Below are 24,090 nucleotides of genomic sequence, written 5' to 3'. Positions count from 1 at the left end.
TTATTGATTAAAATATTGTAATTGAAATGTGCTTTCTAAATAGTTTACTAATGCAGTCTGTGCTTCAAGTTCCGATTGAATGGCTTCTTTTATCAACTGCGTAAATGCAGTATAATCTATTTCGCCTTCTCTGTACGCCAGTAATGCACCTGTTTTTTGCTCTTTTGTTAATGGTAAAACTTGGTCTTTGTAAAACTCCCAAGATGTTTTCCATTTTATATAGTTTTCTTTAGCCTGAACAAACCTTGATTGTACTTCCTGTTTTTTGAACGCTACATTGGTTTCTGCTATTTCTTTATCAATTTTGGAACTTCTAATTTGTGCTTTGTTAGTACCTGATAAAAACGGAATGGAAATACCTGCTTGATACGTGTAAAACCCTGAATTGCCATTTACTTTCTGTATACCACCTTGAAGATTGAACTTTGGCAAATTATCTGCTTTTGCAGCTTTATATTTAGCTTCCGCTTCATCTACAATGTTCTGCGACATACTGTACAACGGATGGTTTTCAATACTAATCGTTTCCATATCACTATCTATCGCTACCTCAAATTCATCTGAAACTGTAAAAATTTCTTCTGATACCAACCACAAATTGAATTGCTGTAAGGCAATAAGGTAATCACTATAGGCTTGCGCTTTTTTATTTTTAATTTGAAACGCTTGATTTTTTGCTGCCGAATATTCTAATTTAGAAATGGCTTCGACTTCATAATTTAAAGCTACTGCTTGTTCAAATTTGGAATAAATGGAATCCAATTCCTTATACAAATCATAGTTTCGTTTCATTTGATAGCATTTTGACCACGCCTTTTTGACTTCTAATTCCAATTCCAATTCGGAAAGTTGAAAGGCTTTTTGTGCTAACTGAATGCGTTGTTCTTGTAACTTCCTTTTTGAACCAATACCAAATACATCGATATTGGATTGACCAATACCAATAGTTGTGTAGATGCCATTGCCACTATCAATTTCTTCTCCACCTGTGAAAATTTGAGTCGTTCCGAAATTATAGGCAGTCACTTTTAATTGCTCTTGTTTTGTAATTTCCAACTGCTTTTGTTTGAGCAATGGATAATTACTTTTTGAGAGTTTTATAGCTTCCTGTAATGAAATTTCGGGAATTGTATCATTCAACTCTTGTGCATTACTTTGTGGTGAAAAGCCAAATAGTAATAATACAACTGCTGTTGCTGTTACTAACTTTTTATTTGGCTTAAACGTAAAAGATTTGTTTTCTACCCAATGATATAAAATTGGTAAAACAAATAAGGTAAGCAAAGTTGAAGTTAATAATCCACCAATAACTACAGTTGCCAAAGGACGTTGTACTTCTGCACCAGCTGATGATGAAATAGCCATTGGTAGAAAGCCTAATACATCTGTAAAAGCAGTTAGCATAATAGGTCTGATTCTTCGTTTAGTACCTTCAACTATTCTATCCTTTAGATTGGTTACACCTTCTTCTTTTAATTCGTTGAGTCCGCTTATCATTACCAATCCATTTAATACCGCAACACCAAACAACACAATAAAACCAACACCTGCCGAAATACTAAATGGCATATCACGCAACCATAAGGCTACTACACCACCAATAGTTGCCATTGGGATGGCTATATAAATCATTAAGGTTTGAGGTAGTGATTTTAATGCAAAGTATATTAGTATAAATATGAGTAATAAGGCGATAGGAACAACGGTTTGTAATCGGTTGCTGGCACGTTCCAGATTTTCAAATGCACCACCATAGCGAATAAAATAACCCGATGGTAGTTCCAATTGTGCATCTAATTTTGATTTTATTTCAGTTACTAAAGATTTTACATCTCGACCTCTGACATTGATACCTACATAGGTTCTTCTGTTGGTATTGTCTCTACTTATTTGCATTGGTCCTGCTTTGTAGCTTACATCTGCAATTTCACGTAAAGGAATTTGAGCACCTGAAGGTAAATTGATGTACAGGTTTTGAACATCTGTTATATCCTTTCGGTTTTGAGAACTTAAACGCACCACTAAATCGAAGCGTTTTTCACCTTCAAAAATCACACCTGCTGTACCACCTGCAAATGCAGATTGTACGGTTTGATTGAGCGTATTTATTTGAAGTCCGTATTGTGCTAATTTATTCCGGTTGTAATTGATGGTCATTTGTGGTAAACCCGTTGTGGCTTCCGCTTTCATATCTCCAATACCTTCAGTACCTGCAATAATTTTAGATATTTCTTCAGCTTTTTGGGATAGTATGTCAATGTCTTCACCATAGAGTTTAATGGCAATATCTTCACGCACACCTTCAAGCAACTCATTAAAACGCATTTCGATAGGTTGAGTAAATTCATAATTAACACCAGGAACGATTTCAACCGCTTCTTTCATTTTCTCAATCAATTCATCTTTTGTCTCTGCTGTTGTCCATTCGCTTTTAGGTTTCAGAATAACAAAAACATCAGCTAAATCCATTGGCATTGGGTCGGTTGGTATTTCAGCAACACCAATACGACTCACAATTTTTTCGACTTCTGGAAATTTGGCTTTTACTATTTGTTCTATTTTGGTCGTAGTTTCAATAGTTTCTGTAAGTGAGCTACCTGGTTTTAATATTGCGTGAAATGCAATATCACCTTCATCGAGTTGCGGGATAAATTCACCACCCATTCTTGAAAACATAAAAACGGTTATCCCAAACAACACAACTGCAATACCAATTACCCATTTACCTTTTCGCAAGGCTCTAACCAATAAAGGTTGATATTTGTCTTCAACCCAATGTACAAATCTATCTCCATAAGATTTTTTATCATTTTTTGGTGCTCTTAACACTAAAGCAGACATCATTGGCACATAGGTTAAACACAGTACCATTGCACCAATCATAGCAAAAATAAAGGTCAATGCCATTGGTTTAAACATCTTTCCTTCAATACCTTGTAAGGCTAAAATGGGTAGAAAAACGATAAGGATAATCAACTGACCGAAAAACGCAGCGTTCATCATCTTTTTTGAAGCATTAGACGCCACTTTATCTCGCTCTTTGGATGTAAGCTGTTTCTTTTTTAGTACTTGTGATGCAATGAGAAATACTGTACTTTCTACAATAATTACAGCGCCATCAACTATAATACCGAAATCTATTGCTCCCAAACTCATTAAGTTTACCCAAACATCGAACACGTTCATTAAAATAAAAGCGAATAATAAGGATAATGGTATTGTTGAAGCAACGATTAAACCACCTCGCCAATTACCCAATAAGAAGATAAGCACAAAAATAACTATCAATGCACCTTCAATAAGATTTGTGGTTACAGTAGAAGTTGTTTCTCCAATTAATTTACTTCGGTCTAATAAGGGTTCAATAATTACACCTTCAGGTAATGACTTTTCAATTTGAGCCATTCGCTCTTTTACATTGGCAATAACATCATTGGAATTTGCACCTTTTAGCATCATCACCAATCCACCTACAACTTCACCTTCACCATCTTGGGTTAATGCACCGTAACGTATGGCAGAACCGAATTGCACAGTTGCAATATCATTAATAGTTACAGGAATATTATTAACGGTTTTTACCGTAATTTTTTTAATGTCTTCTAAACTCCGTACCAAGCCTTCTCCACGAATAAAATTAGCCTGATGGTTCTTTTCAATATATGCACCACCTGTATTTTGATTATTGGCTTCAAGTGCATTAAAGACATCTGTAATGGTCAATCCAATTGCGTTTAAATCGTTTGGGTCAACCGCGACTTCGTATTGTTTAATTTTACCGCCTATGGCGTTAACCTCAACCACACCTTCTACCATTGCCATTTGACGTTGTACAATCCAATCCTGCATTGAGCGTAAATCTGCAATGTCGTATTTGTCTTTATACTCTGGTGCTACTTTTAAAGTGTATTGGTAAATCTCTCCCAATCCCGTGGAAATGGGTCCCATTGTTGGTTCGCCAAAACCACTCGGTATTTGTTCTTTAACTTCGTTTAGTTTTTCTGCTACTAATTGACGTGGCAGATATGTTCCCATATCATCGTCGAATACGATGGTAACAACCGATAAGCCAAAACGAGAAATAGACCTAATTTCCTGTACATCGGGAAGGTTGCTCATTGCCACCTCAATAGGATAGGTTACAATCTGTTCAATATCTTCTGTACCTAAATTGGGTGCTTGTGTAATAACCTGTACTTGGTTATTGGTAATGTCTGGAACAGCATCTATTGGCACTTTGGTCATACTCCAAATACCTGCTCCAATTATGGTAAGCGTAAGCAAACCAATAATGAATTTGTTATTGATTGAAAAATCAATGATTTTATTAATCATAGTAAAATTTTAATTCAGTTAAACATATCATTTTGCGCTTCGCGCAAAATAAAAGCGAAGCAATGCTTTTGTTAAAAAGCATTGCGTAAGGATATAGCTATCCTTTAAAAAACTGAATTATGCCTGTGGTGGCTGTAAAATGGAAGTGGTAAAATCTTTTTTTATACCGTTTAAGTAGAGAAAATCTTGAGAAGAAATGTATTTAAACTCAAATTTTATTTCTGCGAATTTGAAATAAGTTGCGTTTATATGGCAACATTGGCAAATACAAAATGGGGAACATAAATCTGCATCTTGATGTTGGTGGTTATCACCTAAATCTTGAGAAATTTTTTTTTTAACTTCATTGTCAAAAGTACCTGTATCTTCACAAGGCACTAAATTTAGTGTGAAGATATAGATTGACAATATGAATGCTAAAAATTTCATTAAGGCAAATATAAGAATTTTTTAATGCAATGGTTGTGCAAAGAAAAAAGGCTTCGGATTATAAAAACCATAAGGTTTCTTGACCAAAAGGTGGTATTTCCTTGCTTTCAAAACGAGGTGCTATTTCTGCAACCATTTCAGGATATTTAATTGTTATTGGTACGTTTTGTTGACGTAAGGATTTCCAATATAGCCTACTAAATTGATACACTTGCTCTATTAGCTTTCTAATCATTTTACTATCATTTAAAGCCTCTGGTGTAGGACTTGATATTTTAAGTTTTATTGGAAATGAATAACTTGAATGACTTGGGTATTTTACAGTATTGTTATACCTCAAATTATTAAAGAGTAAATATTTATATTCTCCTTTAGGGCCAATATTTATATATGTGCCACTCATTGGAATTAACTCACCATTCCAATTTTGGTCAAAAGCAATAATATCTTGTGATTTAGTTTTATTAATATTAAGAACAAAAAGAGGACAAGGCAATTGAAGTTTATCCATCATTTCTAAAACAGGTTGTATTTCTTCATCCTTCATATCCTTATAAAAGTGAATCACTATTTTTTCGGGTGACTTATTCGTTGGAACATATTGCCAAATAGCATCACTTAAAGCATTGCCTAATTGTTTAACATCTGATTTACTGAAATAATGAAATTCATTGAACCTTCCATTGTTTTTAAAACTGAATGCACTTGCTACATAACGAATGTTTTCTTCGGTATTTTTAAAAGCACCAACACCAATTACCAATTCATTTTTTGGTTTTACATTAAGTTGCCAAGGTGTACCATCTAATTTTGCTAATAAGGCTAATGATATATTGGTTAAATCGTAAATAAATTTATGTTGGTTTCTTCTAAATCTATCAAACTCTATTACTTGAGATATTATTCTTTTATATAATAGCTGTTCTTTAACCTTGTAATACACTAACTTTTTTTCAAGATTAGGTTCGTGCTTGTTAAAAGGGCTTAAATAAATAGCAACGTAATTAATGTTAGGGTCTGATTTAAAGTCTTTTATACCTTGTGAAATTTGAGGTAATGGATTTTCTAAATCATCAAATACTATATTGACATCATTATCGAAATGTGCTAAAACACCTGCATAAATGTTTAAACCTTTATACCAACTTGTACCATCTTCCAATAATTTTTGCAATGCTTCTACTTCTTTAGCATAACTTGTATGATGTATAAAGAAGAAATGCACATTATCTAACTGACAAGGATTTAAAGGTTTTAAGTTCTTAAAATCTATTTTGGGATTTCTACCAACACCATTTTGGAACAATAAATCATTACTTTCATCAGTTACTTCACCAATGCGATTTATTTCTACTGGCAGGTAATCATCATTATTTACAGGGATAACTTTCTTAAATTCATCACTTAAAATGAAATGTTGAATAAACTTATCGATTTTGTGTTTATAACCAATATATTTATTGGACTCATCTTTTGGTTCTGGTTGAATATTAAAAGCTGTTCGTAAATCGTTATTCAAAATGGCAAAAGCCTTTGTGTTATCATCAATAAATTCCTTTTCCTTATGATATTTTAATAACCTCATTTTATATACAACTTTATTAAGATTTGTTGTTGAGGTATGTTTTATAATTTCAGAAATAGGTTTTTTAAACACTTTGGCCATACCATCATAAGAAATAACTAACTCACCATATTCACTAACTTCTTTAATTTGTACTTTGACAGTAAACTTATAATACTGTGCAAAACTTTTATTTTGATATGATCTATTACCTATCCAAATTTGATTATCATTCACAAAGTTTTGACCAACAAGTTTTTTTATGCTTTTAAAGAATTTTTTGATTCGCCAATTATAGTAATGCTTTATTAAGTCGGTTGGTTGTTCTTTTAGATTGAGTTTTAAAGGCAAATAACCTTCTTTTTCATAAATAAATGATGTGTAGATAAAATCAGGATTTTCTTCTTTTATAACAGGAAACAAATCTTCTATATTGGTTGGGAACTTTGTTTTATACAACTTTTGAGCATTACCAATTTTCTCTTTACTTAAATAAAAAGTTATTGGTTTGTCTGGTAAATCAAATGTTATGATATTAAAATAAAGTTCCTGACTCATAAGACTTGGGTTTATTAATTCTACTTCTTGCTCAATCTATTAATTTTTTGTTCTACAATTTTGAGGATTTCCGTAATGTTTTTTTCTTCTTTTAACATAAAGACAATTTTATCTGCTAACCAATATTGAAGTAATTCGCTTTTGTTTTGCTTTAATGCTTTAGCTAATGCTTCAACTTGTTCTTTACGAGCTATACGAGTACTACGTTCAATTTTACTTAAAAGTGCAGTATCAATATTCATTTGAGAAGCAACTTCTCTTAACAATAATTGCTTTTCTTCTCGTATTTCTCTGATGTATTCTCCAAACGTCATTTTGGGGATATTTTGACTTGTCAATATTTGTCTAATGTAAGAAAAAGAAAATAAGAACTAACAAAAAGATATTAACAATTATAAACAGGAAATGAGGAAGTTAAGGATTTGAGGATATAAAGTATTTTTATAAATCCTCGTTTCCTTAAAATCCTCAAAATCCTTATTGTGCTTTTGTGGGATTTGTATAATTGTTATGTGCTTCCCTATGTATTAAACCAGCATCGACAAATTTAGTAATATAGCCTTCTGCTGTTTTATGAGGAATCTTGTTTTTGTCGGCTATATTTAGGTAATCTTGTCTTGAAAATTGATAAGGTAGTGCTTCTAAAAAACGTTCTTTACGATTGGCTCTTTTTACTTCTTTTTGTTCAATAGGTAAATCGTTAAACACCTTACTACTGTGCTTTACTAATACACTTATCATTTCTAACGTATTATCAAAATCTATATCCTCACAATGTCTAACTTGGTTGACATCGCCATCTTCCATAATGCGAAACACAGAAAATAACATCATAATTCTAAATGAAACTAAACCTAAACGTCTTACGGTTGCTATATAATCATCTGGTTGTAGATTAAGATATTTGGTTTGTAGCTTTTCAAAAAACATATTGAATTTTTGTTGTTGCTCTGTTGTTAGCCTTACTTCAATAGGTCGGTTGTTTTTTAAAGTTTTATATAGCTCAAAAAATTCTTTTCCTAATTGGTCGTAATATTCATCTAAACCATTGGTTGTATCGGTTTGAAAAACGTTCTTCCAAGTAGGTTTGATATTCATATAATAAAACATAAAACGACTAAACAACCCATTTTCAGCACTTGGAACCAATGCTTGAATTTGTTTTGGTGTACCAGATAACACCGTTGACAAACAAGGTTTTTCAATATCTACATATTCTCTATCGGTTCTACGATAATAACTAATGGTTTCGTGGTGGAAAGCTTTACGAAAACCATCGGAATAATTACCATAATCACTTTTAAAGGCTTGTGCTAATGTATCACCTTCGGTTTCAAAAATTAACCCTCTACCTTCATTGTCAGATATTAATTGATAAACACCTGTTACACTATTGTTAGCCGGAATAAACAACATTCTTTCAGGTGGTTTACTCGGTTTTTCCATAGTTTCACTTTTGCCCTTATTCATATTATAAGTAGCCATTTCAACCTGATGCTGTTGTTTTAGGGTTTTGGATTGTTCGCGTTTTTGTTTGTGAACAGGATTTACCAAATTTTTAATTTGGTTTAATCTTCCTTTTCCTGCTGAAGCCGGTGCTGTAACAAATAAATACAAGTTGCTAAACACTTTACGTTGGTCGTACACGCCAAACAATTTTGGAAAACAAGCACTAAACGCTGTTAACGCTCCCAACAACAAAATATCTCGTTCTTCATTACTGCTTGATGGTTGTACTATTTGTTGCAAAAATGTTGGAATGTTATTGTAAACCGTTGTTGGAATTGTTGGCAACGGCAGTTTTTCTTCCTCTGTCTGTTGCAACACTTCAACAACTTGTTGTTGCTGTTTTGGTTTAATTCCAACTTGATGCAAATGGTGGTATAAGGTTGCTATACTTATACCGTGTCCTTTTGCTTGTAAACACTTGTTATACTGTTCGTCACATTCTTTATGGTCGTAACCAGAATAATTTCTGCTAATTCTATGATAGTAATCACGTCCAGCTTCTCCGTATTCCTCTGAAATAGCAAAACCAATATCACGCCACTTTTCATAAGTATCAGTAATATCGATACCTGATTGTTCTAAAGCGTTAATATATGTTTCAATATCATTTACAACAAATGTTGTTGGGTTGTTGTTGATTGGTTTTTTAGGTACTTCTTTTTGCTCTGGAACAGCTAACCAATCTTTCGGGTTGAATATCTTTGTCATATCTTTTGATGTCTTTTATGTAGGTATGCCAATGGATCGTGGGATAAAAAACACGCTCTGGAAATATCTTTACCTGATTGGTCAACCTCTATGTTATATGTTTGTTTTATGTAATTGGCCACCGCAATAAAATATTCGTTGTGTGACACTTTAGATACATCGATTCTAATTATCCATTTTAAACCTTCTCCTGAAGGTGATGTAAACAACAATTCGGTTTCAAAATATTCATCGTTCAATAATTGTTGTTTTAGTTCTTCAAGATTCTGCAAATGGTCAAAATCGATTGTCAATAATGATGAATGCTCAATTAAGCTAGCATCATTTCGTTTAGAAAACACGCCTGAAAATGTTACATAATCAAAATGATTTGCTTTAAATTTTCGTGCTTCTTTTGGGTCTTTAATCGCTCTAAATTGCTCTGTGATACTTTTATACTTATCGCTTGTAATACGCTCAAATATTTGATATAACCTTACTTTTTCGGTTGGAAAAACATTTCTAATTGGTGCTTTATAAAAACTGCTGTAAGCATACCAAGTATCATCGGGTTCATCTAACCAGGATAATTCATCTTCTTTTTTAACTTCAAAGTTTAGATTCATTACCTCATTAATTTTAAGTAGCAATTCTTCTTCTTCGATAAGTTTAAAATGATAGGATGCAAAATCGAACACGTCGCCTTTAAAATCGGTTAATTCTGTATCGTAATGCACCGCTTTATTGTCTAAAACATTAATTTGTAATGTTGATTTACCTCCGTTAAAAGGATTGCGGGTTACCCCACAGTCCCTTCCTTTTAAGGAAAGGACTGTTGTTTTAGGATAATACTGCCTTAATACATAAGCATAAATATTTAACCCGTAATGCGTTTTCTTTAAAATGCTTTCTTTACTTATTTCCATCGCATTTAAAATTTGGGTTATAATAATTGCTTTGTAATAGTTCCTCTATATCAGATACTTTGTAATAAAATTTACCTTGTATCTTGCTGTATGGAAGCGTACCATTTGAACGGAATGTTTGCAAAGTCCGTTGGCTAATATGTAGCGTTTGCATTACGTCCTGATTGTCAATCCACGTATCTTTTAAGCGTTCTGCTCTCGTAGCTCTTATTAATTCGATACGTGCTTTTAAATCCTTAATCTCTTGTGAGAGTGCCAAGAGTAAATCGATTATTTCAGTCATAACTTTACCTTTCCTTTTTTGATTAGGTAATCAGCAGCTTGCTGTTCGATTTCATCTTGGGAATCCATACGGTTACGTAGTAACCATTGGTCTAACTCCTGACGTTGGAAATAGATTTTTTTTCCATTCGGTTTATAATGTGGAATGGCTCCCGTACTTGTAAGTTTATACAAGTGCGATTGTGATAGTTCTAAATACTTGCAAGTTTCATTGAAGTTCAATACTTGCTTTTGCAACGTTTGTTGTTCTATTAACAACTTTTCGATGCTTTCTAAACGTTCTATAATTTTAACGTCCATCTTTTTATAATTTTAATTTAAAAATGGACTTCTGCGCAAAAGTCATCCTTGATTGTCAAGGACATAGCAAATATGGAAAAAGGTGTTTGGTATAATAGAAAAGAGAAAAAATGGTATTATTAAACCATTGTAAAACAATAAGTTATATTGTTTTTGGTATTATCTATTTGGTATTTAGTAGAGAAAATACCACTTTATAAAAATGAAGATTTATTTGATTTGGTCAAGCCAAAAATTAGCATCAACTAATTTTTGATAGGCTCTTTTTTCAGTACCTAAAAATCTACGGTATTCTTTACCTGCATTACTACTTGGTCCATATCGATAAGCAAAGAATTTATAAATGTGTTTAGGCTCAATTTTTTTAGATGGTTTACTTTCAAAAAATATTCTTTCATTAAAATATTTAGTTTCTGTTAACTTAACCATAAAAGCTGCAAGTAAGATTTTATTACCTCTATCCTTTATGAAGTTATATTCATCATCTATAATGCCTTTTTCATTTAACAGCTCCTCTAATTTTGCAAATTCTCTTTGTTTAATCTTATTAATAAGTTCGTTATAGGATAAGACATCATTGTTTTCCTCTCTAAAATCACCTTGTATAGCGTTGAAAATTGAACTTTGTTTTACTTTTTTCCTGACCGTTTTTATTTCTGCACCGGAATAGGATTTTACAATTAACTCTTGAGGTGGTTCTTCATTAAAAAATACTTCGTGTAGTTCTTCGATAGTATAAATTTCTGTATCACTTAAATCTGAAAATCGGTCTTGAAGTTCCATAAAAAGCATCATCGCATTAGCTTTTAAAAATGAAATGATATAGGCTTCATCTGATTTGTCATTATTAATAGGCTTTAAATACAAACTTTCATCAAGATCATTTTCAGAAATGTAATTGCTAATCTGGGTTAAATAATTTGTAATTCGGTTAAATTCTTTGTCATAGAGAAAAGACAAATGACCAGGTGTTGAATTTGCTTCAAGGGTGTCATTAATAGCATTAAACTTTTTGATATAATCATTTTCAATTAGTTTAAAGTAATATTTACGCTTGTTTGAATATGCTTTTTTAAAGTCGATTTCATAATTAGGCGTTGTATTGAGGTATTGCTTTTTAAAGCCTTTTAAAAGCTCTTTAAATTGGTTTTCGGTTCTTTTATCATCAGTAACCTTTTCCACATACAGTAAGTCGATAAATAGGTCTTTAGCCATTTGGGTTAAGGTTTATTCTGTAAGCAGCTTGTTTCTTTTTGTCGTCAATTACTTTAGCGTAAATTTGAGTTGTTTTTAGGTTCTTATGACCTAACATTTTTGATACTGTATAAATATCAGTACCTAAAGTTAGCTGCAATGTAGCAAATGAATGTCGCGCACAATGGAACGTAATATTCTTCTTAATTTCTGCATCTCCAACCCAATCTTTTAATAGGTCATAGTTTCTCTGAACGTTATTTATATTCTCGAAAACTTTTTGAGTTGGTTCGCCTTTTTGTCCTAACAATTCAAATGCTTGTTCAGAAATTGGCAAGGTTTCAGCTCCTTTAGTTTTCTTTTGCTTAAATCTAATAAAATTCCCGTAACTTTCTGAATATTGAATTTCTGACCATTGTAGCTTTGTAATATCCGACCAACGCAAACCTGTAAGGCAAGAGAAAAGAAATGCATTTTTTAATTGTGGATGTTTGCTATCTGTACTAAAAAGCTTTCTAACTTCCTCTAAAGTTAAAAATTCCATATGTGTATCTTCTTCTTTGAAGTTTTCAACATAAATTGCAGGATTGTATTGTATTACCTTTTCTTTAACCGCTTGACGTAATACCGCCAATAACTTTTTAAAATATGCCGATTTAGTATTTTGGCTTAATTCTCGTTTACTTCTGGAAAGTGCCTTTTTATCTAAATACTCTTTAAAACCTTCAACCCATTCTTCATCAATTCTTTCAAAAGAAATACCGCTAGGATAATAAGCTTTTAAGTGTTTTAAAGTACTATTCCATACCGCTAAATTCCCCTTGCTTTCTGAACGTCTTTCAATCCATTGCTCTAAATACACAAAGAAATTACCTTGTTTCTTTTCCTTATTCTCAAAGCCATAGATATTATTTTGAATTTCTAGATGCCTTTTAGCTCTGATGCTTTCAGCAAGTTGTAAGATTTTCTTATTCTCTAATTTCTGTGCTTTGGTTAAGGAACCTTTATCAGGTTCTGGTGTTAAATACAATTTCAAGTACTCGTACTTACGATTACCGTTTTCGTAATAATCAAGATATAAACTAATTCGTTTCCCTTTTCTACGTTGGCGTAAAGTAACTTTCATTTTCCTTATATTTACTGTGTTAAACGATGTGTTGTATTAATGTTAAATGGGCAACAATACGGCAACAAATATAAGCAAAAAAGGGTAGTTTGGCAACAAAAAAGAATGTAAACATTTACATAAACTAATGATTAATAGGTAGATAACAAACAAAAGAAAGATAATGAATTTCCTATCGGAAATTCAGTGTTTTTAACTAAATTAGTTGTGTCAGTGGAAAATACTAACCTCTTTTCCCGTTACTGACGCTTACACAAACTCGTAATGCTTTTATTATAACCAACCGCTAACAAATGATAAAACTCTTTAGAAAAATACGCTACGAGCTTTTGGAGAAAAACAAAACTGGAAAGTATTTAAAATATGCTATTGGAGAAATTGTACTTGTAGTTATTGGTATTTTGATTGCGCTTCAAATTAATAATTGGAATGAAAGGCGAAAAGATTTTGCTCAAGAACAATTAATTCTAATGCAATTGCAAAGAGAATATATTAGCAATCTCAATCAACTAGACGAGAAAATACTTATGAGAAACGAAGGATTAGTAGCATGTAACATTTTATTAAATCAAATTGATAATCCACAACTAGTCAATGCCGACGAATTTTATAAATCTATTTGGCAAATAGTCAGAGATCCAACATTTGACCCAATTATGAACGACATTATCGGTTCCGAAAAAATGAGGCTTATTCAAAACCAAGAGTTGGTTGGACTTCTATCAAATTGGTCTTCTGAAGTATATCAAGTACAAGAATTGGAGTTAGAGTATCAAAAATTTAGAAGTGAAATACTTGTTCCATGTATCATTAGACTAGGTGTTGTAAGAAATGTAAATGATGTTCTCTGGAAAGATGGATACACACCTACTGAAGCATTAGACAAAAAATACAATTATAAATTTAATATTAATCCGACAAAAAAGAAATTAGACTTGAATAAGGTTGTTGCAGATGTTGAGCTCGAAGGTATTGTTAGTATGGTTATAACATTTAATCAAATGACAAATATACAATCTCAATCATTACGAGAAAGGATAAAAAAAATTCTTTCGATAATTGAAAACCAAATTGAAAAAAAATAACGAAAGCACAACAACATGTATTATTCATGCTAATACATGAACTTCAATTTTAATTTATATCTTTAAACAAACGTATGATTACTTGGGAAAATAGAAAGACTCAGCCTTGCTCCTTTTTTCCATCGGATTTTTCACCACATATGGCTCATCCTAGCGCAAAGCACTTAGGCTGAAATTCTGTACGAGACCATACATAAACACGTCGGCAGTAATTTGAACTCACTCAACTCTGAAAGAAAATGTTACATTTGAATTAATGAATTTTATAACTCAAATATTATTTTTCTTTGGTGCAATAGGAGTTTTCAATAGTTTTATTGTAGCTGTTTATTTCTTGATTAATAAATCGTATTCAAATTTAAGTAATCGACTTTTCGGTTTATTCTTATTAATATTGAATTTAAGAATTTTAAAGTCGTTATTTTATGCATTTTCTACTGATGACCCAGTTTGGTTTTTACAATCTGGTCCTTCTTTTTTCTTATTAATTGGTCCTTTATTTTTTTGCTACACATTAAGTGTTTGCAAACCAAATTCATTTTGGATAAAGTATTGGAAACATCATATCCTATTTTGGTTAGGTATAGTCATTTTCTTGATGATTTTTGTTCCATTTAAAGAATATAATGACCTTAACAAAACAATTATTTTACCAATTATAAATTTACAATGGCTGTTTTTTATCTTGCTTTCAGGCATTTTTATAAAATCAAATTTTATAACACAAAAGAATAATCAAATCAAAAAGAAATGGTTATTAGTTTTAACCTTAGCTGTTTTAACTCTTTGGTCAAACTATACCTTTATGAGTTTTGATTATTTTATAAGTGGATCTATTGTTTTTTCGATACTGTTTTATTTATTCTTTGTGTATTTTCTTATTAAAAAAAGATACGCATCAAAAATTTTTGAAAAAACAAAAAAGAAAAACATACTTAGTTCTTCTCGAAAAGACCAACATCTAATTAACCAATTAAATGAAGTAATGGTAAATGAAAAGTTATTTTTGAATACGAATTTAAAAATAGCTGAAGTAGCCGAAAAATTAGATATTTCTACACACGAATTATCCAAGTTAATTAATGATAGTGCAGGTAAAAATTTTACAGATTTTATTAATGAGTATCGAATTGAACAGGCAAAACAGTTAATTCAAGATAACTCTTTATACACTATAGAAGCAATTGGAAATCAATCTGGATTTAATTCTAAATCAGCTTTTTACAAGGCTTTTAACAAATTTACGAAAACAACACCTGCTAAATATAAAGCACAACAAAGTTCTTTTTTATAAATCAGAACATTTAAAAGCGAGTATAATAGTTCTCTATTTTTGTATTTCAATAGATTTGTAGAAATTCAAAAATCGTTTAAATGAAAATCACCCTTTTTAATATTCTTATTTTGTCAATTTTCTGCTTTTCTTCTTGTAAAAGACATGAAGTCGAAAAAGAGAAACTAAACGAATTAGCTCAAAATTATTTAGCAGATTATAATGAACTAATAGATACCTTGACTACCTATCATCCTGCGCTTTATGAATTCACATCAAAAGCTGATTTTAATAATATAGTTGAACAAATAAGAAATGAAATTGATAATACAACAACCAAAGAAAATTTCATTTGGAAGTTGAGCAAGGTCATGGCAATAGTTGATTGTGGTCATACTTCATTAGGATTTTTTAATCAACAAAGAGATTTACTAAAACCTAAAGATTATTTTCCTCTACTAACAAGACTTATTAATAATAAGCTTTATGTTATAGACAATTTAACTAATAAAGATAATGTACAAATCGGCCAAGAAATATCTCAAATTAATGGAAAGCCTATTAATGAAATTATTTCTATTATTTATTCACATATCAACTCTCAAGCAGATATCGAAAGTTCAAAAAGAAGATTGTTTAATGGTTATAATACCTCTATGATTCCTTACGCTTTGAATTTTCCTGATGTTTACAACATAAAAATTGCGGGTGAAAGTGGAATAATTCGTTTAAAATCACTTAATAAAAACCCACCTTACACACCATTATTTAGTGAAAAACACCCTTGCCAGAGTGATTTTTGTTTAACAGAAGTTAATGCAGAAACAGTTTTATTAACCTTACGAAACTTCGCATATTATGGCGATAAAACAAAGATTTTCTTAAATTTCCTAAATGATTCTTTCAACGAAATTAAAACCGAAGGCTTTAGAAATTTAATAATTGATGTTCGTGAAAATTTAGGAGGACCTGGAGAAGCTTCAATTAACCTCTTAAAATACACACTGCATGAACCTTTTCAATACTTTGCAAATAGTGATTATGGAAGAAAAGAGGTACAACAACCTTTTGAAAACAATTTTAAAGGAAAAATTATTTTTGTAATGAATGGAAATGGTTATTCTACTGTTGGTCATTTAGCATCTATATACAAAGATAAAAATAGAGTAGTTTTTGTTGGAGAAGCTTTAGGTTCAAACCAATTCTGTACTGCAAATCAAAAACAATTTGAATTAACAAACACAAAATTCACTTATACTGTAGCTCGAAACATCTTTATTACAGATGTTCAAGAAAAAGACCCAAAGGCTACTATTGAGCCAGATATTGAAATTGAGCAATCAATTGACGATTTTTTATCAGACAAAGATGTAGTTTTAGAAAAAGCGATAGAATTGACTGAAAAATAAAAAACCAACCAGTTATGAAAATTAAGAAAGTATTTAAAAGAATCCTTTTAGCCATATTATTTTTGGTCGTAGCATTCGTAATCTACAGCCTTATACCAAGAGTTAGTCACTCGTCCAGTTCATTTGCTACCGATTTAAAAAAATCTAACGTTCTATCAAAAAACTTTCAAGAAGATTTAAGGTTATTTACACAAGATACAGCAACAAAGACAGAGGTTGTTATTGCACTAAAGGACAACGAAATAATATTTGAAAAAGGCGAAACAGAAAAATTAATCAATCTTCATTCTGCAAGAAAAAGTATAATGAGCCTTTTAATTGGAATTGCAAAAGAAAAAGGCCTGTTAAAATTAGACGAAAGTTTGGAAAGCTTAGGCATCGACGAAAGTAAAACCCCATTAACCAAACAAGAGAAAACAGCAACCATAAAAGATTTACTAATGGCTCGTTCTGGAGTTTACCTTCAAGCAGAAGCAGAAGTGCAATCTGCTAAAGACAATCGACCACAAAGAGAACAATACAAACCAGGAGAATTTTTCTTTTACAATAATTTCGATTTTAACGTTTTAGGTGTAATCCTTGAACAAAAAACAGGTAAGTCCATTGGCGAATTTATGGAAGAATATTTAGCTAAACCTTTGGGTATGCAAGATTTTTCTTCTTCAAACGTCGTTTATAACAGTCCTTGGCCAATTCCAAACAAATCATTATCTGATTATCCTGCATATTGGATTTTTATGAGTGCAAGAGATTTGGCGAGAGTAGGCTCTCTTGTTGCCCAAAACGGAGAATATTACAATAAACAAATCATTTCGACCGAATGGCTTGAAGAAAGTTTTTACCCATATTCCAGAATGTCCGATTATAATATTGACAAAAACCCGTTGGACGCGTACGGATATTTGTGGTGGCTTGATACGGATGAAAATTTAATTTGGGCTGATGGTTATGGTGGACAATACTTGTTAATCGACCCTGCGACTGACCTCGTATTTGTGCAAAGAAATTTTACTGGAAACTCACTTATGTCTTCTGGACTTTTTTTAATGGACGAAAATAGAGACAGTTCGCATAAGCTCGATTTACAGCACCTTTACGAAAGAACAAAAAAGTATCTTGTAGAATAAAATACGTAACTAAAATACGGCACATAACAATGTATAACCCAATTACGGTAGATTTGACTAGATTCAAATCCACTCAGAATTGCTAATGTTAGTGCTGAATCAAAATAATCGCTAATTTACATGCTACGAGCCATTTACGTATTCCATGGCCGTTGGCAATAATTTTCAAGAACATTTGCGCTTGATTCACAATTGATGTAAATTTTCATCTAAACAAAATATTATGGCAAGGCAAAGTATTTCATTTACAAAACCCAATGATGAATAGCTAAAAAATCAAGTTGAAAACAACGAATACTCAAGTAAAAGTGAATTAGTTAACGATTTAATTAGACAAACAAGAAGCCAACAAGTTCAAATTGACTGGATTAGAACTAAATTAGAAAAAGCTGATAATAGCGGATTTACAACTAATAGTAAAGATCAAATTCTAAAGGAATCAAAGAACTTACTCAATGGCTGAATTTAGAATAAGTAATACTGCAAAAGAAGACTTAATTAAAATTCATCTTTACTGTGTTAAAAAATTCGGAATTACTCAAGCGGATAAATACTTTGAGTTTTTTTTTGAATATTTTAATATAATTGCTTAGAGACCATTTTCATTTGAATCTGTTGATTTTATAAAAAAAGGATATCGACGTTGCGTTTGCTAATCTGATAGTATATTCTTTAAAGTCAATGAAGACATTGTAGATATTATGACTATAGTAGGAAGACAAGATTTGGATAATATTCTTTAAAAATACAGTTGACTACAACGTGTATAATCAATAACTAGACTGTATGTACTCTGAAAATCCTACGGATTTTCCTCTGGTTCGGTTTCTTTTATTAACTTAGTTCCTGCCAATGCAAATAACCATACACAACACGTTGTGCTTCGTTATCAGAAACCGCTAACCAATGATAAAATTCTTTAGAAAAATTAGACAAAATTTACTCTCTGAAAACAAATTTAGGAAGTACCTGCTTTACGCTATTGGAGAAATCATTCTTGTTGTTATTGGAATTTTAATTGCGCTTTCAATTAATAATTGGAATGAAAAGGAGAAATTAAAAACAGAAGAAATAAAGTTTCTAAAAAACTTTAAGCAAAGTCTAATTGCTGATATAGAGTTTAATAATTTCAGATTTAATAAATATGATTTAACCAAAGAATCTATTTCGATTTTATTAAATCATATGGAACAAGATTTACCTTATCAAGATTCTTTGAAATACCACTTTGGAAGAATTACAAACACTTGGACACCTAAAATAAATACAGAAGTATTTGAGGCCTTAAAATCAAAAGACTTAAATCTAATATCTAATGATGTCTTAAGAGATAAATTAATCAGTTATTATTCTTGGTCTCACAACGTATTAGACGCACAAATTAATAAATACGTTCAAAGAATAGAAGATGCAAGTTCAACTATTTTCAATTCACGATTTAACGCTTTATGGAATGGTAACTACCAAAAATATCGAGATACTGAAAACTTTGACGATTTGAAACTTGAAATGATGCCGAACAACTATAATGAACTTAAAAAGGATAAAGTGTTTATGTATTTCCTTGGAAGTCTTAAAAACCAATTTTATTGGGATATAGAAGTTGTTCAAAACAAAATTAATCCGAAGATTAATGATTTGATAAGTTCAATCGACTCTGAATTAAAAACTTTAGAAAAATAGCGAAAGCACAACAACGTGTATAATTAATTGCTAGGTCTCGCCTACTTACGAACATTCATGCAGAATACTCTATCTGTGATTTATTTGCTAACTTTAATGCTTAAAACACGCCACTAATCATACACGTTGCATAAACTATTTCCTTTAATGGGTACTATTATAACCTGGTATTCCAATTGTTTCTATGCAACATATAAGAAGGAAAGAGGACTAATACATATAATAAGGCATTAACTTAAAAAACCGTTTTAGTTCTCCTCTTTTCTTCTGTTAAATTAATAAATACTAAATAAAGGAAACCGTTGGCAACAACTTAAAAACTAATCAAAATGGGAAAAACTACGAGAAGAAAATTCATCATCGGAACTTTATCCACACTTGGACTTATTGGAATAAGTGCGTGGCTAGGAAAACGTAAAATTTTGACTTGGATTGTCCGTAAAGACAATGACAGTGAACCAAAAATGACTTTAACCCCAAATATTGATGATGAGATTTGTGTGTTATCGTCACCAATTTCTGAAGGACCATATTATATAAAATCACCTTTAAAAAGTGATATACGAGAAAACAAAAAGGGAAAAACTTTAAACCTAAAATTTCAAATTGTTGACTACCCAAGTTGTAATCCAATTGAAAATGCCATCGTGGAAATTTGGCAATGTGATGCTCATGGAAACTATAGTGGATACATTGAGGGAATTGGACATAATATCTGGGAATCTGCAAAACAAATGGAATTTGGAAAGAAGGAACACATTGAACCAAGTAATGAATCTACTTATCTGCGTGGTTATCAAAAAACTGATTTAAATGGAAATGCCGAATTTATCACTATTGTTCCTGGTTGGTATGATCCAAGAGTCCCTCATATACATTACAAAGTAATATTAAATAACAAAGAACACTTAACAAGTGAATTGTATTTCGAAGAAAACTTTTGTAATGAATTATTTACATCTGTTGAACCTTATAATCAATATGGGCAATCACCTTATGATTTTAGAAATGACAAGTCTTTGGCGAATGTGAAAGAAGGAACTGGACTGATATTAAATCCTGAAAAGAAATCAGACAACACAGTTCTTGCAACAGCAAAAATTGGAATTAAATTATCATAAAAAAAGCAGTTGCCAACAACGTGTATAATTAATTGCTAGGTCTCGCCTACTTACGAACATTCCTGCAGAATATTCTATCTGTGATTTATTTGCTAAATTAGTTGCTTAACCACGTAACGAAATCAAACACAAAATCGTTGTATGCCATTATGACCAACCATTAAAAAATGATAAAATTCTTTAGAAAAATACGCTTCGATCTAATGGAAAAAAATAAAACTGGAAAGTATTTTAAATATGCTATTGGAGAAATTTTGCTTGTGGTCATTGGAATTTTAATTGCACTACAGATTAACAATAAAAATGATGAAAGAAAAGCTGAAGAAAGTGTAAATAAATTTTATGAAGCCACTATTCTGGATTTAGATGAGGCTTCTAATGCCACAAGAACACAAATAAACTGGTTTAAAATGTACCAAGACTTAAATTTTTCTCTTTACGAGCAGTCAAGAAAACAAATCCCAGATGATTCAACTTTAAATACAAATTTATTGATTTGGACACATTCATTCAGACCATTAATAACTGATAATTATGAATCAAAATTTGACCAAATAAATAATGACAAAATTCAAGAACTGTTTAGGGATATATTATGGAGAGAACAATTGGTGGTAGAAGCAATTGAAGAATGGAACTTAATGAAAATCGGTACATTAAGACCATTCTTTTTTAAGAAAAACATAAACAATGTGGATGAATCATTCAGTGCCGAACGATATAAATTTATTATGTATGAAGTAGAATTATTAAATAAAGATAAACTAATTGCTCACTATAACACATCGGAATTCGACCAAATACTCTACGAATTAAGACATAAAACATCCTGGGCGATAGAATGTTTTAAGGGACTTGAAGCGTCAAATCAAAATTTAAAATTGGCACTCGAATACTACCTTGAGGGAGATTATATAAATCTTAATAAAATCAAGTCATTAAAATATTATATGAAAGAAGAATAAATAAAAAAGTCAAAAAATAACGAAAGCAAAACAATGGCTATAAGTAATAACTTGTTCTCGCATACTTCTGAAAATCCTCGCAGATTTTCAGCTTGGTTTGTACTTGCTAAGTTAGGTGCTAAACCACGCAACTAATCTTATACAACAACCTTGGCAATTATTTAAAAAATGAATAGAAAAAAATTATTTGTGTTTTTAATACTGACCTTTTTATGGTCTTGGATACTTTGGATTATTGGATTAAACTACTTATCAGACGGAATTAATCAAGAGTCAATCGGTAAATTTTTAGTTTTCTTTTTTGTTGGGGTATATGGACCAACAATTTCTGGAATAATTACAACTCTATGCTTTGATGGACTCAAAGGATTATTTGAATTAATCAAAAAGCTTTTTATATGGAAAGTCCCTTTTAAATATTATTTATACATAATTTTTTTACCTATAATATTTGTCATTATTGGTATGACACTTTACAGCCAATTTATAGGGGAAATTGGAGATTTTGATAAAATGGCATATCTATCAATACCAACAATATTATTAACAGGATTATATGCTGGACCTTTGGGAGAAGAACTAGGGTGGAGAGGTTTTTTATTGCCCGAATTTCAAAAAAAATATTCAAACTTGAAAAGTGCAATCATTATTGGATTTATATGGTTTGTTTGGCATATTCCACTATGGTGGGCACCATTCGGAACCTTGGTTAGTGGAGAACCTATATCTATAATTCCTGTAATTGCATATTTTACTATGCTAATCTGTCTATCCATAATAATTACTTGGTTAGTAATTAATTCACAGGGAAGTGTTCTTATTGCAATTTTATTTCACCTGTCAATTAATGCAGGAATCGCATTGCTTTTTTACCCTGAATTGAATATGGATTTCAAAAAAGTACATTTATTATCCAGCATCGGAATGTTAATATTTACTGGATTTTTAGTAGTAAAGAATAAATTAAAAACAAGTGCCAACACCGTGTAATAATAACTGCTTGGTTCTTACCTACTCGGAAAATCCTACGGATTTTCTATTCGGTTTTTATTTGCTAAATTACGTGCTTAAACACGCCACTAATCATACATAAAACCGATGTGCTTCATTATAACCAATCACTAACCAATGATAAAATTCTTTAGAAAAATTCGCCAAAACTTGCTTATGGAAAACAAAACTGGAAAGTATTTAAAATATGCAATTGGAGAAATAGTGCTTGTGGTTATTGGAATTTTGATAGCACTTCAAGTCAGTAATTGGAATACGAACAGAATTGACAATCAAGAATTACAAAAATCTTTAGAAAATTTACATACGGAGTTTACCATTAATCAGCAAATCATATCTAAAGCTATAAAGGCAAATGATAGTGTCATCAAAACTGGGAAACACCTAATTAATCTAATGAATTTGGAGCGCGAAATTCTTATAAGTGAAAATACAGACAAACTTCTATTTGATATTTTTGAGAATGGAAGCCTTGAGGTTACTGAAAATTCTATTTTAGAGATATTACAATCAAATAAGCTGCAAAAAATTAAGAATGATTCTTTAAAAAGTCTAATTCTAGAATGGACGCAAAAAAGAAGTAGGATTGCCATTACTGAAAAAAGTTTTGCTGAAAAAAGTCAATACTTGGTCAGGTATTTAATGAAACGATATCCTCTAAAGAATTTAGATGCCTATGGCGTACTTCAATGGAAAGAATCGTCCACTATAGAAATTGACAAATATTTGATTTTTTATGACATTGAGTTTGAAAATATAATAGATGATTACCTCTATAATATTGTGAGCTTTAATATTCGTTTGCAGAGCCTTAAAGCAAATGTTGATCAAATCATAAAATACTCTGACAAAAACAATAACTTAAATTAATAAATAACGAAAGCACAACACCGTATATAATTTAGTAATATACGTATGTCTAAAGCTATATAATCCATAATCTGCTCCAAGATTAAACTTATCTTTTACTACACGCTTAAATCGTTTTGAGAAGTAATCACGTTTGTTACTTAATTCAGATTCCCAAGTCCCTCCTATACCTTCTGGAGTAAACAAATTGTCTCTTTTGTTTAGTTTTGAAAGGTCTGGTAAATCTTGCAACAATAAATCTGGTATGATTTTCGTTTTTAAAGGACTATTCTTCGCTTTAAACTGTATTCGCTTATTGGTGATGTCTAAATCACCAACACGTAACCTACAGACTTCTATGGGTCTTAAAAAATTGTAGGAAATGAACTTGATAAAAAGCAATAAGGTTTTATCTGTTTCTTCTAGGTGTTCAAAGATAGCTTTCTGCTCTTCTTGTGAATAGGTTTTGTTTCGTTGTGGTATCGATTTTAAAACTGGTATCTTTTTGATATAATTAGATGTAATGATGTCATTATCTTCTAATGCCTGCATAATACTACTTAAATCTGTTCTGTAGTTGTTTCTGTTTCTTGGGCTTGTTTGGTCTAAAATATGGTTTAAAAAATCTATTACCAGTTTCTTATCAATATCGGTTAT

20 protein-coding genes and 1 pseudogene are annotated in these 24,090 nt (G+C 31.1%); 10 read left to right on the top strand and 11 right to left on the bottom strand.

Features of this window, described 5'->3' with window-relative positions; genetic code table 11:
- From ACI5KZ_RS00105 to ACI5KZ_RS00060, 10 genes are all read right to left on the bottom strand, one after another.
- Nucleotides 1-4,335 (bottom strand): CusA/CzcA family heavy metal efflux RND transporter, encoded by a 4,335-nt coding sequence (locus tag ACI5KZ_RS00105; RefSeq protein ID WP_406846524.1) that lies wholly within the window; start codon nucleotides 4,333-4,335, stop codon nucleotides 1-3.
- A gap of 117 nt (nucleotides 4,336-4,452) precedes the next feature.
- Nucleotides 4,453-4,764 carry a DUF6660 family protein gene (locus ACI5KZ_RS00100; RefSeq protein WP_027879789.1) on the bottom strand — a complete coding sequence of 104 codons (312 nt, stop codon included), beginning with the start codon at nucleotides 4,762-4,764 and terminating at the stop codon, nucleotides 4,453-4,455.
- Nucleotides 4,765-4,822: 58 nt separating this feature from the next.
- Nucleotides 4,823-6,886 (bottom strand): Piwi domain-containing protein, encoded by a 2,064-nt coding sequence (locus tag ACI5KZ_RS00095; RefSeq protein WP_406846523.1) that lies wholly within the window; start codon nucleotides 6,884-6,886, stop codon nucleotides 4,823-4,825.
- Between the two features lie 20 nt (nucleotides 6,887-6,906).
- Nucleotides 6,907-7,200: a helix-turn-helix domain-containing protein gene (locus tag ACI5KZ_RS00090; protein WP_406846522.1), complete on the bottom strand. Its 294-nt coding sequence runs from the start codon at nucleotides 7,198-7,200 to the stop codon at nucleotides 6,907-6,909.
- Between the two features lie 163 nt (nucleotides 7,201-7,363).
- Complete coding sequence (locus ACI5KZ_RS00085; protein WP_406846521.1) at nucleotides 7,364-9,103, bottom strand: DUF3987 domain-containing protein; 1,740 nt, start codon at nucleotides 9,101-9,103, stop codon at nucleotides 7,364-7,366.
- Nucleotides 9,100-10,008, bottom strand: coding sequence for a BT4734/BF3469 family protein (locus ACI5KZ_RS00080; protein WP_406846520.1), 909 nt, complete (start codon nucleotides 10,006-10,008; stop codon nucleotides 9,100-9,102). The genes ACI5KZ_RS00085 and ACI5KZ_RS00080 overlap by 4 nt, the downstream gene beginning before the upstream one ends.
- Entirely contained in the window at nucleotides 9,995-10,267 is a 273-nt protein-coding gene (locus ACI5KZ_RS00075) for a helix-turn-helix domain-containing protein (protein WP_406846519.1), read from the bottom strand. The genes ACI5KZ_RS00080 and ACI5KZ_RS00075 overlap by 14 nt, the downstream gene beginning before the upstream one ends.
- 20 nt (nucleotides 10,268-10,287) lie before the next feature.
- Nucleotides 10,288-10,590 (bottom strand): helix-turn-helix domain-containing protein, encoded by a 303-nt coding sequence (locus tag ACI5KZ_RS00070; protein WP_027885460.1) that lies wholly within the window; start codon nucleotides 10,588-10,590, stop codon nucleotides 10,288-10,290.
- Nucleotides 10,591-10,800: 210 nt separating this feature from the next.
- A complete protein-coding gene (locus ACI5KZ_RS00065) occupies nucleotides 10,801-11,805 on the bottom strand; it encodes a DUF6617 family protein (protein WP_406846518.1) in 1,005 nt (334 codons plus the stop codon).
- Nucleotides 11,798-12,910 carry a phage integrase SAM-like domain-containing protein gene (locus ACI5KZ_RS00060; RefSeq protein WP_406846517.1) on the bottom strand — a complete coding sequence of 371 codons (1,113 nt, stop codon included), beginning with the start codon at nucleotides 12,908-12,910 and terminating at the stop codon, nucleotides 11,798-11,800. Before ACI5KZ_RS00060 ends, ACI5KZ_RS00065 begins: the two co-directional genes overlap by 8 nt.
- Before the next feature lie 293 nt (nucleotides 12,911-13,203).
- Here ACI5KZ_RS00060 and ACI5KZ_RS00055 point away from each other — a divergent pair, with 293 nt between their 5' ends.
- The 10 genes and pseudogenes from ACI5KZ_RS00055 to ACI5KZ_RS00010 all read left to right on the top strand — a co-directional run bounded on the left by ACI5KZ_RS00055 (nucleotide 13,204) and on the right by ACI5KZ_RS00010 (nucleotide 23,454).
- The gene (locus ACI5KZ_RS00055; RefSeq protein ID WP_109307532.1) at nucleotides 13,204-13,995 is read left to right on the top strand and encodes a DUF6090 family protein; all 792 of its coding nucleotides are present in this window, start codon (nucleotides 13,204-13,206) and stop codon (nucleotides 13,993-13,995) included.
- 256 nt (nucleotides 13,996-14,251) lie between these two features.
- Nucleotides 14,252-15,289 (top strand): helix-turn-helix domain-containing protein, encoded by a 1,038-nt coding sequence (locus tag ACI5KZ_RS00050; RefSeq protein ID WP_406846516.1) that lies wholly within the window; start codon nucleotides 14,252-14,254, stop codon nucleotides 15,287-15,289.
- Nucleotides 15,290-15,369: 80 nt separating this feature from the next.
- Nucleotides 15,370-16,677, top strand: a complete 1,308-nt coding sequence (locus tag ACI5KZ_RS00045; RefSeq protein WP_406846515.1) for a S41 family peptidase — start codon at nucleotides 15,370-15,372, stop codon at nucleotides 16,675-16,677.
- Between the two features lie 14 nt (nucleotides 16,678-16,691).
- Nucleotides 16,692-17,804 (top strand): serine hydrolase, encoded by a 1,113-nt coding sequence (locus ACI5KZ_RS00040; RefSeq protein WP_109307529.1) that lies wholly within the window; start codon nucleotides 16,692-16,694, stop codon nucleotides 17,802-17,804.
- A gap of 223 nt (nucleotides 17,805-18,027) precedes the next feature.
- Nucleotides 18,028-18,267: pseudogene (locus ACI5KZ_RS00035) on the top strand (type II toxin-antitoxin system ParD family antitoxin).
- Between the two features lie 443 nt (nucleotides 18,268-18,710).
- Complete coding sequence (locus ACI5KZ_RS00030) at nucleotides 18,711-19,487, top strand: DUF6090 family protein (protein WP_109307528.1); 777 nt, start codon at nucleotides 18,711-18,713, stop codon at nucleotides 19,485-19,487.
- 329 nt (nucleotides 19,488-19,816) lie between these two features.
- Nucleotides 19,817-20,608: a hypothetical protein gene (locus ACI5KZ_RS00025; protein ID WP_109307527.1), complete on the top strand. Its 792-nt coding sequence runs from the start codon at nucleotides 19,817-19,819 to the stop codon at nucleotides 20,606-20,608.
- A gap of 203 nt (nucleotides 20,609-20,811) precedes the next feature.
- Nucleotides 20,812-21,573, top strand: coding sequence for a hypothetical protein (locus ACI5KZ_RS00020; protein WP_109307526.1), 762 nt, complete (start codon nucleotides 20,812-20,814; stop codon nucleotides 21,571-21,573).
- Nucleotides 21,574-21,741: 168 nt separating this feature from the next.
- Nucleotides 21,742-22,563, top strand: a complete 822-nt coding sequence (locus ACI5KZ_RS00015; protein WP_406846514.1) for a lysostaphin resistance A-like protein — start codon at nucleotides 21,742-21,744, stop codon at nucleotides 22,561-22,563.
- Between the two features lie 138 nt (nucleotides 22,564-22,701).
- The gene (locus tag ACI5KZ_RS00010; protein WP_109307524.1) at nucleotides 22,702-23,454 is read left to right on the top strand and encodes a hypothetical protein; all 753 of its coding nucleotides are present in this window, start codon (nucleotides 22,702-22,704) and stop codon (nucleotides 23,452-23,454) included.
- Here the strand turns inward: ACI5KZ_RS00010 and ACI5KZ_RS00005 are convergent.
- Nucleotides 23,446-24,090: tyrosine-type recombinase/integrase (locus ACI5KZ_RS00005; protein WP_406846513.1), on the bottom strand; the 645-nt coding region annotated here is incomplete at its 5' end. The genes ACI5KZ_RS00010 and ACI5KZ_RS00005 overlap by 9 nt on opposite strands.

This window comes from Xanthomarina sp. GH4-25 (genome assembly GCF_045363175.1).
Taxonomy (GTDB): domain Bacteria; phylum Bacteroidota; class Bacteroidia; order Flavobacteriales; family Flavobacteriaceae; genus Xanthomarina.
The sequence above is the reverse complement of the archived record's forward strand: the minus strand, read 5'-3'. Positions and strand labels throughout refer to the sequence as shown.